The organism is Nocardia salmonicida NBRC 13393, assembly GCF_001613085.1.
GTDB classification, from domain to species: Bacteria; Actinomycetota; Actinomycetes; order Mycobacteriales; family Mycobacteriaceae; genus Nocardia; species Nocardia salmonicida.
Genome location: NZ_BDBR01000023.1, coordinates 1 through 10,970 on the forward strand (window position 1 = coordinate 1; position 10,970 = coordinate 10,970).

A 10,970-nucleotide genomic window follows, 5' to 3' on the forward strand; every position below is an offset into this window, starting at 1 on the left:
CCCAGCTCGACGGCACCGGCAACGTCAAGGGCACCGGCAACTTCACCGACTGGGACATCCAGGCCGTGTACCGCGCCGTCGGCTATCGCTCCGAAGACATCGCCGACATCCCGTTCGACGACCGCACCGGCACCGTTCCCCACGAAGCCGGGCGGGTGCTGATCGACCCGAACGCGCGCGACGAGGCGCGATACCTCGACGGGGTGTATGTCACCGGATGGATCAAACGTGGCCCCGTCGGCCTCATCGGCCACACCAAGGGTGACGCGAGCGAAACAATCGCCTGCCTGCTCGCCGATCGCGCCCGCCTGACACCCGCGCCCCGACCGCGCCCCGACGCGGTGACCGAATTTCTCACCGCCGCGGGCATTCCCTTCACCACGTGGGAGGGCTGGTACCGACTGGACGCCCACGAACGCGCGCTGGGCGAAACCGAAGGCCGGGAGCGGATCAAGGTCGTCGAACGCGCGGACATGCTGCACGCCAGCCTGGCCCGGTGAGGAAGAGCTCGTGACATCACCGACCGAACCGCAGATCAGGACGGCGCTCGCCGGAGTCGACGATCCCGAGATCGGCCGTCCCATCACCGAATTGAATATGGTCGAGGCCATCGACATCGACGCACAGGGGCGCGTGGCCGTGCGCATCCTGCTGACCGTCGCGGGCTGCCCCCTCCGGACGACCATCGATAACGACATCCGCGCGGTGGTGACCGCTGTGCCCGGCGTCGCCGATATTGCCGTCGACTTCGGGGTGATGACCGAGCAACAGCGCCGTGACCTGCGCATCCAACTCCGCGGGCCGGACTCCGAGAGCATTTCCGCGCTGGCGCAACCGGATTCACCGACCCGCGTATATTGCGTGGTCTCGGGTAAAGGTGGTGTCGGAAAGTCGAGTGTCACCGTCAACCTGGCGGTCGCGCTGGCCCGACGCGGGTTGCGTGTCGGCATCATGGACGCCGACGTCCACGGCCACTCGGTACCCGCGATGCTCGGCATCACCACCGCGCCCACCCTGGTCGAGGGAATGATGATGCCGCCCACAGCTTTCGGAGTGCGCGTCATCTCTATCGGCATGTTCGTCGAGGACAATGCCCCCGTCGTCTGGCGCGGGCCGATGCTGCACCGCGCATTGCAGCAGTTCGTCAACGACGTGTATTGGGGCGAACTCGATATCCTGCTGATCGACATGCCGCCCGGCACCGGCGACGTCGCCATCTCCCTGGCGCAGCTGCTGCCCACCGCACAACTGCTCGTCGTCACCACCCCGCAACGCACCGCGGCCCGCATCGCCGAACGCGCGGGCGCCGTCGCCGCGCAGACCGGTCAGCGAGTCGCGGGCATCATCGAGAACATGTCCTGGTACGACAGCCCCGACGGCACCCGGCATACGCTCTTCGGCGCGGGCGGCGCCACCGCCGTGAGCCGCGCGCTGAGCGGCCTGCTCGACACGTACTGCCCGGTCATCGGCCGGATCCCGTTCGATCCGGTGGTCTGTGCGGCGGGCGATCATGGCACCGCGTTCGTCGACAGCGACCCCCATTCCGCGCCTGCCAGGGCCATCGCGGAGATCGCGGCGACCATCGCGCCGATCGTGCGTCGCCCGCTGCCGGTGACGCCGATCAGTCCGGTCACAGCCTGAGTTCGACGCGAAATAGTGCGTGAGCGGAGCTGACGGCTCTAGTCTGTTATGGCTACGCACTGTGGAGGTTGGATCAAATGACGGTCGAGATCGTGACCGAGCCGGCGCCGGAAAGCCTGTGGTCCGGATCGGGCCGGGCGACCGGAACACCGCCGACATCGATGATCGAGCGGATGACGCTCATTCTGGACGCGTTCGACTCCGCCACCCCCACCCTGACGCTGCTCGGGCTCGCCGAACGCACCGGGCTGCCGCGCTCGACCGTGCATCGCATCCTCGACCAGATGATCCGGCTGCGCTGGCTCGCGCACACCCCCGGCGGCTACCGGCTGGGTCTGCGGGTGCTCGAACTCGGCGGGCTCGCGGCCGAGCAGAACGAACTGCGCGAGGTGGTGGGGCCGCTGCTCTACGAACTCAGTCAGCGCACCGGGCTGGTCGGCCACCTCGCGGTGCTGGACGGGCGCGAGGTCTTGTTCCTCGATCGTTCGGGTGGCCGGGGCGGGGTGGTCATCCCGACCCGCGTCGGGGGCAGGTTGCCCGCGCACTCCACGGCGGTCGGCAAGGCGTTGCTGGCCACGTTGGAGCCCGGCATCGCGGAAGCCTCACTGCGCGGCAACGCCGTGGCGCGGACCGCGCGCACGATCGTCGACCGGGCCGAACTGCACCGCGAACTCGCCCGCATCCGCAACCGTCAGGGCGTGGCCGTCGACACCGAGGAATCGCTCCCGGGCGTCGGCTGCGTGGCGGTGCCGATTCGCGGCCGTAGCGTCGCGGTGGCGGCGATCTCGCTGTCGGGGACGATCAAGGGCGAGCGCACGGCACTCGACACCGCACGGCTGGCTCGCGCGCTCGCCGAGGTGGCCAAGGAAGCCGCACGCACCCTGGCCCCCCGGCACCCGCACTAGGACTCGCGCCGCGCGATCGCCCGACCGGCCGCGCGACCGGAGAAGATGCACCCGCCGAGGAACGTGCCCTCCAGCGCGTTGTAACCGTGCACGCCGCCGCCGCCGAATCCGGCGACCTCACCGGCGGAGTACAGGCCGGGGAACACCGAGCCGTCCGGGCGAAGCACCTGCGAATCCAGGTCGGTCTGCAGTCCGCCCAGGGTCTTGCGGGTCAGCACATTGAGGCGTACCGCGATCAGTGGGCCGTGGGCGGGATCGAGAATGCGGTGCGGTTTGACGACGCGGACCTTGTCGCCGAGGAACTTGCGGGCGTTGTTGATCGCGATCACCTGCGCGTCCTTGGAGAACGAGTTCGCGACTTCGCGATCCCGGCCCACGATCTGGTGTTCGAGGGTGGCGACGTCGAGCTTGGGCCCGCGCGCGATCTCGTTCATGCCGTCGACGAGCTCGGCCAGCGAATCGGCGACCACGAAGTCGACACCGTGCTGCTTGAAGGCTTCCACCGGGCCCGGCGCTCCCTTGGCGAGCCTGCTGCGCACGGTGAACTTCAAGTCCTTGCCGGTGATGTCGGGATTCTGTTCCGAACCCGACAGCGCGAACTCCTTCTCGATGATCGACTGGTTCAAGACGAACCACGAGTAGTCGTAGCCGGTCGACAGGATCTGGCGCATGGTCTCGTTGGTGTCGAAACCGGGGAAACACGGTGCGGGCATCCGGTTTCCGTTCGCGTCGAACCACAGCGACGACGGGCCGGGAATGATGCGAATGGCGTGGTCGGGCCAGATCGGATCCCAGTTGTTGATGCCTTCGGTGTAGTGCCACATCCGGTCGCGGTTGACCAGCGCCGCGCCCGCCTGCTCGGAGATGGCGAGCATCCGGCCGTCCACGTAGGCGGGGACACCGGAGATCATGGTCTCCGGGCACGGACCGAGACGTTCGGTGGGCCAGTTGCGGCGGATGAGGTCGTGGGCATGACCGATGCCGCCCGAACTCACCAGAACCGCCGGCGCCGTGAAGCTGAACTCGCCCACCACATCCCGGTTCGACGCCTGGCCTCGGTCGGTGTCGGAGGGCGCGAGAACACTGCCGCTGACTCCGGTCACGGCGCCGTCTTCGACGATCAGCTCGTCGACGCGGTGCCGGAAGGCGAAGCGCACCAACCCTTTCGCCTCACCGGCCAGGACCGGATCCCGGAAGACGCGAAGCACCTCGGGCCCGGTGCCCCAGGTGAGATGGAATCGTGGCACCGAGTTGCCGTGTCCGCCGGCGAGGCCGCCGCCCCGCTCGGCCCAGCCGACCAGCGGGGTGAATCGCAAACCCAAGGCGTGCAGGTAATCTCGCTTCTCGTCGGTGGCGAAGCGCACGTAGGCCTTCGCCCACTCGCGGCCCATCCGATCCTCGTCCTCGCGGTCGAAACCAGCCGAACCCAGCCAATCCTGCAGTGCCAGTTCGTAAGAGTCCTTGATGCCCATCCTGCGCTGTTCCGGGCTGTCGACGACGAACAACCCACCCAGCGACCAGAACGCCTGCCCGCCGAGATTGGCGCGGTTCTCCTGATCGAGGACCAGTACCTTGCGTCCGGCGAGCACCAATTCGTGGGTGGCGACCAGGCCTGCCAGTCCGGCGCCGACGACAATCGCGTCGGGGGTGAAATCTTCGGTGGGCTCAGACGCTGTGCTCGGCATGTCTGGAACGTAGCATTGGTTCGTCGGCGGGCGGGGAAAAGTCCTGGAAAACACCCTGACCAGCGATATTCCATTCGATGAAAGGCTCGACAAGTTCATGAACGTCCGAACCCGTACCGGCGCTGCCGTCCTCACCCTCGCCGTCGTGGCCGGCCTCGGCGCCACGTCCTGCTCGAAGACGCGCTGGTGTGAGCGCGATCAGGGCGACGTTCTCGTCGCGGACTCCTATTGCGAACGTGGTGTCGCGGGCTACGAGTGGGAGCCCGACCACGACAAGCCGAAGTACAAGAAGAAGCCCAAGAAGCACTGAGAATCGGCAGCGGTGTTGTGCCGCAGGCGATCCGAGATATAACCGTGGCGCAGCCGATGCCGATTTCGCGCCATGAAGATGCAGGTCAGCGGGTATTCCACCACTGAGCACGCCGAATGCTGTTGGGGCAGGAGGCGAATCGCTCTTTCTCTATTTCTCACAACGGCGTGAGTGGGTGGGCACGATGACCAATCGGAAGGCAATTCGTATCGTCGCGAGGCAGACAGCGCGAGCGCTGTCGGTGTTGCTACTGGCTGCGGGAATCGGGACGGCGATGTCCCCGGGATTGACAGCGTGGGCGCAGAATTGCGCCACGCTCGATATCGTTGTCGCCCGCGGCACACAGGAACCCGGCTATCTGGGAGCCGTGATCGGCGACCCGCTCTACGCGGCCCTGAGCGCGCAACTACCGGTGGATACGACCGCCCATCGCGTCGAGTACCCAGCCGACCTGCTGGTCCCGACCTCGATGATCGACGGCACCCGGGCGATGACCAGCCATGTGATCGACCAGGCCGCTGCCTGTCCCGATCAGCGCTTCGTCCTCGTCGGCTACTCCCAGGGCGCGGTGGTCGCCCACGGCGCTCTCGGCTCCGTGTGGCTGCCCGGTGCGTGGGTACTGCCCCCCGAACTGTCCTCGCGCGTCGTCGCGGTTCTGCTGTTCGGCGACCCACTGCGACTCGTCGGTGTGCCGGTCGCACCGTTGTACGCCGACCGCACCGCGAACTATTGCGCCGCAGGCGATCCGGTGTGCGCGGGCGGGATCTTCCCGGCCGCACACGGCAGTTACGAGTGGGCGTTCGCGGCCGCGGCCGGACAGGTGAACGCGCGGTTGTGAGCCGCCTCAGGCGGCGGGCATGACCCCGGACAGGACAGCGCCGATCTGCGCCACCGCGCGATCGGTGCTTCCTGTCGGCTGGAACAGGTGACTCAGGGTGAGTCGGACCATGATCTCCACGATCGAGATCAGTTCGTCGTCGGTCATGGCGGCGAATTCGTACTGCTCGCGCACCGTGGCGGTGAGTGCGGCCACCGCCCGGCCGAGTACCGGTTCGGGGTCGCTCACCAGGGCGGGCAGCAGGGCGGTGTCGCCGTCCTGGCGAGCCGAGAGCACGGCCTTGATCAGGGTGTTGTCGCCTGCGGTGCGCAGCGTGTACTCGGCGGCCGCTGTCATGCCCGCGAGCGGATCGGCCGGATGTTCGGCCAGCGTCTCGGCGATCCCGGTCAGGTAGATGCCGGTCTCGCGCTCGATGAGGGCATCCGCGAGTGCCTGCTTGGTACCGATCTCCTTGTAGAGGACCGGCCTGCTGATGCCGACCTCCTTGGCTACCCGCGACATGTTGACCGCGCCCCAGCCCTCGGTGACGACCATCGTGCGCGCCGCGTCGATCATCCGGTCGCGCAGCAGTTGGCGCATTTCTGCCTGAAAGTTCGGTGGTTCGGCCACGTGATCATCTTACATGTGTTAGCCGATGTGCTCGATCGTTGACAATCTGGCTCATTGTGTATCCAATGAGAACACTACGAGCTAATGTGTAAACGAAGGCGACTTCGAGCGAGTAGGTGTCCGGAGTCTCGGTGATCAGGAGAATGACAATGACGACATCTCGAATCGGCGACCACGAGGCATCCGCCGCACCGCCGCACTGGCGAGATCCCAAGCGCTACCTGTGGCTGTTCGGCCTCATCGCGCCCAGCGCGACGGTGCTGGCCTGCGGTTTCGTGTGGGTCTTCAATCAGCTGGGCTGGCAGGTCGTCGCGCCCGTGTGGTGGTGGCTCGGGCCGATCCTGTTGTACGTCCTGCTACCGATCCTGGACCGGTTCTTCGGGCCCGACGGCGAGAATCCGCCCGAGGAGGTGATGGAGCAGCTGGAGAACGACAAGTACTACCGCTACTGCACCTACGCCTACATCCCGCTGCAGCTGTTCAGCCTGGTGCTCGCCTGTTATCTGTGGACCGCGGACAGCCTGTCCTGGCTCGGCATCGACGGCGGACTCGGCCTGGTCTCCAAGATCGGCCTGGCCTTCACCATCGGCGCGATGGGCGGCATCGGCATCAACACCGCGCACGAGCTCGGCCACAAGAAGGACGAACTCGAGCGGTGGCTGTCGAAGATCACCCTGGCCCAGACCCTGTACGGACACTTCTACATCGAGCACAACCGCGGCCATCACGTGCGTGTCGCGACGCCGGAGGATCCGGCCAGTGCCCGGTTCGGCGAGTCGTTCTGGACCTTCCTGCCACGCAGCGTGTGGGGCAGCCTGAAGTCCTCGTGGGAGCTGGAAAGCGCACGTCTGCGGCGGCTCGACAAGAGCCCGTTCTCGCTGCGCAACGACGTGCTCAACGCCTGGCTCATGTCGGTCGTGCTGTGGGTGGCGCTGGTCGCGGTGTTCGGTCCGTCGATTCTGCCGTTCCTGCTGATCCAGGCGATCTACGGGTTCTCCCTGCTGGAGACGGTGAACTACCTCGAGCACTACGGTCTGCTGCGGCAGAAGACCGCCTCGGGCCGCTACGAGCGCTGCACCCCCGAGCACAGCTGGAACTCCGACCACATCGTCACCAATATTTTTCTCTACCACCTGCAGCGGCACAGCGACCACCACGCCAACCCCACTCGCCGCTACCAGATCCTGCGAAGCATGGACGGCGCGCCCGAGCTGCCGAGCGGCTACGCGAGCCTGATCGGCCTGGCGTACGTGACTCCGTTGTGGCGCAAGGTGATGGACCATCGCGTCCTCGCCCACTACAGCGGCGACATCACTCGGGTGAACATCCAGCCCGGCAAGCGGGCGAAGGTCCTGGCGAAGTACGGAGTGAGCTGACGGCCTAGGTGGCTAGCGCCCGTCCTTCTTGGCTTGGCGCCGTGCCCCCGCGGCGATGCTCGAGGCCTCGTACTTCTTTCGGCCGGCGGACTCGCGGGTGGCATCGGTGCGCGTTTTCCCCGCGGAGCGCACTTTCCCGTCGCTGGTGTCGATGTCGTTGAACGATGGCGCATCCTTGCGGGCGCGGGCGAGTCTGTCGGCCTTCAGCTTGCGGGCGGTTCGCTTCGAGGACTTGGCCAACTGGCGGCTCACCCTGCCGAGTGCGCTTTCGAAGACTTCCGCCTTGTCCGCATTGCGGGTGTTCGCCGCTTTTCCGGAGCCGCGCGCGCCTTTGGCTTCTACCTTTGCCGCGCCGGATTGGCGATACAACTTGACGAATTTGTTGCGCGCACGTCGCACACGAGTGTGCAACCGGATCAGCGCCTCTTCGTCGAGGTCGACCATTTGCGCTTTCTTTGTAGTGCGAATCAGGACGTACTCATCTTCGGACAAGGAGTTCAGCAACTTCGACATGTCGACTCCGATCTACCCGAGGGCCACCGTAGGAAATGAGTGTAGTCCTGTTGATCAGTGGGCTATCGCGGTCAGGAATTGGCCGCGTTGGGTTCTAGCGTGGGCTCTATGGGACTTCGACAGGGTGAGATGCGGATTGTCGTCACTACGCCGATGGGGCATGTAGGTGCTCGGGTGGTGCAGTTGTTGGTGCAAGCGGGGGTTCGGCCGACGCTGCTGATGCGCGATCCCGGGCGGCTCGATCCCGCGATGCGGGGATCGGTCGATGTCGCGCAGGTCGATCAGGGGGACGCGGATGCGGTGGTGCGCGCGACCGAAGGTGCTGATCGGTTGTTCTGGGTCGACCCGCCTGCCCTCGTGGACGGTGATCCGGTGGCGGGATACGCGCGGATGGGGGCTTCGGCGGCGCGCGCTGTCGTGGAGAACGGGATCGAGGCGACGGTGTTCCTCAGCAGCGGGGGCGCGGAGAAGCGGGGTGGGGCCGGCGAGATCGACGGGTTGGCGCGAACCGAGGAATTGCTCGACGCGACCGGCGCGAATGTGACCCACCTGCGATGCGGCTATTTCTTCACCAACCTGCTGACCCAGCTCGACGAGATCCGGGCAGGCACGCTGTCCACACCGTGGCCGCTGGACCATGCGATGGCCTGGGTGGCCCCGCGCGACATCGGTGAGGTCGCTGCCGCCCGGCTCCTGTCCGACGCGTGGTCGGGGCGTGTCGTCCAAGGGGTGCACGGACCACGGGATCTGACTTTCACCGAGGTCGCCGAGATCCTCGGTCGGCAGCTGGGGCATGCGGTCACCCCGATCCACCTCGCCGACGACGAGTTCCGCGACGCACTGCGATCGGCCGGGCTCGGGCAGGGCCAGATCGACGGCATCGCGGGGATGTCTGCGGGACTGAGTTCGGGTTTCGTCCCGGAGAACCCGCGCACAGTGCTCACCACCACGCCGACAACTCTCGCGGCCTGGGCGAGCACCGCCCTGCGATGAACAGAACCGGTCGGTCACGACAAGCGTCGTGACCGACCGGGCGTTCAGTGTTGTGTCACCAGTGCACGCCGGGAAGCACCCGGCTCATACGGGCCGCGGACTGCGGCATCACCATCAGTGGCGCCAGGACCGGGCCGAGCACGGTGAGGGCGTTGCGTGTCGGTTCGGCGGGCTCGGTGACCACCTGCGGAGTCGACTTTCCCTGTGCCGCGGTGGATTCACCGAAGAAGCGGAAGCCGGTGTGCAGGATCGTGCGCTTGAGCGACGGGAGGAACATCTCGACCGCCTGGGCGAAGGTGCCCACGGGGGTGTCGATGCGATCGGGGCGTTCCAGCAGCGCACGGACCACGATCTCGGCTGCCCGGTCCGGGTCCGGCAGCGGCAGGGATCGGTAGATCTCGGTCGGAGCGATCATCGGGGTACGGACCAGTGGCATCCGGATAGAGGTGAAAGTGACTCCGTCGCCCTGGTTTTCGACCGCGGCGATATCGCTGAAGTTGTCCAGCGCGGACTTGCTCGCCGCGTAGGCGGCGAAGCGGGGGACCTTGGTCTGCACGGCGATGGAGGAGATGTTGACGATATGGCCGAAGTGGCGTTCGCGCATCGACGGGAGCAACCCCAGGATGAGGCGCACGGCGCCGAAGTAGTTGACCGCCATGGTGCGTTCGAAGTCGTGCATGCGGTCCACCGAGTTGGCCACCGAGCGGCGGATGGAGCGGCCCGCGTTGTTGATCAGGTAGTCGACGTGGTGGTGTTCGGTCAGCACGGTCTTCACGAGCAGGTCGACAGACTCCGCGTCGGTGATGTCGCAGGGGTAGGCGAAGGCGGTGCCGCCCTCGGCCTGCACGGATTCCGCTGCGGCCGTGAGGTCTTCGACGCCACGGGCGATCATCAGCACGATCGCGCCACGGCGGGCGACGGCATGGGCGGTGGCCAGGCCGATCCCCGAGGACGCCCCGGTGATCAGCACCGTGCGCCCCGAGAGCGGATGCGCGTCGGCGGCGGGACGACCACGGTGCGGGTCCAGGTTGGTGCGCCAGAAGTCCCAGAGGCGCTCGGCGTAGGTATCGAACGCGGGCACGGTGAGCCCGGGCAGCTGGGCCCGGGTGGAGTCGGCGACGAACTCGGCGGTGAAACCGACATGCGGCGCGACCGCGGCCGGGATGCCCGCCTGCTCGAACAGGAAGTCGCGCACCGCGTTGGCGCCGGGGACGTGGCCGAGCCCGTTCAACGCACGGGCGCTGCCGGGCACGGTGCCGATCCCGACGGGACCGCCCGCTGCGGTGGCCAGGGCGCGGTAGATCTCCCCGAACGGCTGCGGACGCGGGTTGACCAGGTGGAACGTGCGCCCGTCCAGACCCTCGCGCCGTACCAGCCGCACCATCGCCTCGGAGACGTAATCGACCGGCACCACGTTGGTCGCGCCCAGATCGGGCAGCGGCAACGGCAGTTCGGACGGCAGGGTGGACAGCGTCGAGATAGCGGAGAAGAAGTAGTAGGGGCCGTCGATCTTGTCCATCTCGCCGGTCCGTGAATCACCGACCACGATCGCCGGGCGATACACCCGCCAGCGCAGGTCGGTGGCCTCGCGAACGAGCTTCTCGGCCGCGAACTTGGTGCGGTGATACGGCGAGGTCAGGTTCTGGCCGAGGTCGAAATCCTCCTCGAAGAACTTGCCGCGGTGATCGCCCGCCACCGCCACCGACGACACGTGGTGCAGGGTGGCGTCGAGGCTGCGAGCCAACTCGATCACCGAGCGAGTGCCCGCGACATTGGCCGCGTGCGCGGTCTCCTCGTCGGCGGTCATGTCGTAGACCGCGCCCAGATGCAGCACGTGATCGGCACGCGGCGCACCGTCGCCGAGACCGAGGCCCTCGGCGGTCAGGTCTCCGACCAGCGCGAACACGCGATCGCTGTCGGGATTTTCCGCATTGTGCACGGTGAACTTGGTCAGGGACTCGGCGCGCACCAGTACGTGCACGATCGCGGTGGGGTCGGCTGCGAGCAGCCCCCGCACCACACGCCGACCCAGAAATCCGGTACCGCCTGTCACGATGTAGGAAACCATCGCTCCTCCTGAAAATCTCGAAACACGGTGTC

General features: G+C 67.0%; 10 protein-coding genes and 1 pseudogene. 7 read left to right on the forward strand and 4 right to left on the reverse strand.

Annotation, left to right across the window (positions count from 1 at the left end):
• From NS1_RS40880 to NS1_RS22160, 3 genes and pseudogenes are all read left to right on the forward strand, one after another.
• Positions 1-500: pseudogene (locus NS1_RS40880) on the forward strand (pyridine nucleotide-disulfide oxidoreductase); the annotation flags it as partial.
• A gap of 10 nt (positions 501-510) precedes the next feature.
• The gene (locus NS1_RS22155; RefSeq protein WP_062987368.1) at positions 511-1,641 is read left to right on the forward strand and encodes an Mrp/NBP35 family ATP-binding protein; all 1,131 of its coding nucleotides are present in this window, start codon (positions 511-513) and stop codon (positions 1,639-1,641) included.
• A 77-nt stretch (positions 1,642-1,718) separates the two neighbouring features.
• The gene (locus tag NS1_RS22160) at positions 1,719-2,546 is read left to right on the forward strand and encodes an IclR family transcriptional regulator (protein WP_062987370.1); all 828 of its coding nucleotides are present in this window, start codon (positions 1,719-1,721) and stop codon (positions 2,544-2,546) included.
• On the opposite strand, the gene NS1_RS22165 is transcribed toward NS1_RS22160, so the two are convergent.
• On the reverse strand, positions 2,543-4,231 hold the full coding sequence (locus NS1_RS22165; RefSeq protein ID WP_062987371.1) for an FAD-binding dehydrogenase: 1,689 nt from the start codon (positions 4,229-4,231) through the stop codon (positions 2,543-2,545). The genes NS1_RS22160 and NS1_RS22165 overlap by 4 nt on opposite strands.
• Positions 4,232-4,328: 97 nt before the next feature.
• On the opposite strand from NS1_RS22165, the gene NS1_RS22170 reads away from it, so the two are divergent.
• Both NS1_RS22170 and NS1_RS22175 read left to right on the forward strand, forming a co-directional pair.
• Positions 4,329-4,541, forward strand: a complete 213-nt coding sequence (locus tag NS1_RS22170; protein WP_056817693.1) for a hypothetical protein — start codon at positions 4,329-4,331, stop codon at positions 4,539-4,541.
• A 184-nt stretch (positions 4,542-4,725) separates the two neighbouring features.
• Positions 4,726-5,379: a cutinase family protein gene (locus NS1_RS22175; RefSeq protein ID WP_062987572.1), complete on the forward strand. Its 654-nt coding sequence runs from the start codon at positions 4,726-4,728 to the stop codon at positions 5,377-5,379.
• Between the two features lie 6 nt (positions 5,380-5,385).
• Here NS1_RS22175 and NS1_RS22180 read toward each other — a convergent pair whose 3' ends face one another.
• Complete coding sequence (locus NS1_RS22180) at positions 5,386-5,988, reverse strand: TetR/AcrR family transcriptional regulator (protein ID WP_063816231.1); 603 nt, start codon at positions 5,986-5,988, stop codon at positions 5,386-5,388.
• Positions 5,989-6,137: 149 nt separating this feature from the next.
• On the opposite strand from NS1_RS22180, the gene NS1_RS22185 reads away from it, so the two are divergent.
• Positions 6,138-7,364 (forward strand): alkane 1-monooxygenase, encoded by a 1,227-nt coding sequence (locus NS1_RS22185; RefSeq protein WP_062987377.1) that lies wholly within the window; start codon positions 6,138-6,140, stop codon positions 7,362-7,364.
• A 12-nt stretch (positions 7,365-7,376) separates the two neighbouring features.
• Here NS1_RS22185 and NS1_RS22190 read toward each other — a convergent pair whose 3' ends face one another.
• Positions 7,377-7,877 carry a hypothetical protein gene (locus tag NS1_RS22190; protein WP_062987378.1) on the reverse strand — a complete coding sequence of 167 codons (501 nt, stop codon included), beginning with the start codon at positions 7,875-7,877 and terminating at the stop codon, positions 7,377-7,379.
• Positions 7,878-7,985: 108 nt separating this feature from the next.
• Here NS1_RS22190 and NS1_RS22195 point away from each other — a divergent pair, with 108 nt between their 5' ends.
• A complete protein-coding gene (locus tag NS1_RS22195) occupies positions 7,986-8,870 on the forward strand; it encodes an NmrA family NAD(P)-binding protein (protein ID WP_218019967.1) in 885 nt (294 codons plus the stop codon).
• 55 nt (positions 8,871-8,925) lie between these two features.
• Here the strand turns inward: NS1_RS22195 and NS1_RS22200 are convergent, their stop codons facing one another.
• Complete coding sequence (locus tag NS1_RS22200; RefSeq protein WP_062987380.1) at positions 8,926-10,938, reverse strand: SDR family oxidoreductase; 2,013 nt, start codon at positions 10,936-10,938, stop codon at positions 8,926-8,928.
• Positions 10,939-10,970: the final 32 nt, after the last annotated feature.

Excerpts from the sequence above, each read along its gene's own strand:
- NS1_RS22160 (WP_062987370.1), top strand. The coding sequence starts at position 1,719 with ATGACGGTCGAGATCGTGACCGAGCCGGCGCCGGAAAGCCTGTGGTCC.
- NS1_RS22165 (WP_062987371.1), bottom strand. The coding sequence starts at position 4,231 with ATGCCGAGCACAGCGTCTGAGCCCACCGAAGATTTCACCCCCGACGCG.
- NS1_RS22170 (WP_056817693.1), top strand. The coding sequence starts at position 4,329 with ATGAACGTCCGAACCCGTACCGGCGCTGCCGTCCTCACCCTCGCCGTC.
- NS1_RS22175 (WP_062987572.1), top strand. The coding sequence starts at position 4,726 with ATGACCAATCGGAAGGCAATTCGTATCGTCGCGAGGCAGACAGCGCGA.
- NS1_RS22185 (WP_062987377.1), top strand. The coding sequence starts at position 6,138 with ATGACGACATCTCGAATCGGCGACCACGAGGCATCCGCCGCACCGCCG.
- NS1_RS22190 (WP_062987378.1), bottom strand. The coding sequence starts at position 7,877 with ATGTCGAAGTTGCTGAACTCCTTGTCCGAAGATGAGTACGTCCTGATT.
- NS1_RS22195 (WP_218019967.1), top strand. The coding sequence starts at position 7,986 with ATGGGACTTCGACAGGGTGAGATGCGGATTGTCGTCACTACGCCGATG.
- NS1_RS22200 (WP_062987380.1), bottom strand. The coding sequence starts at position 10,938 with ATGGTTTCCTACATCGTGACAGGCGGTACCGGATTTCTGGGTCGGCGT.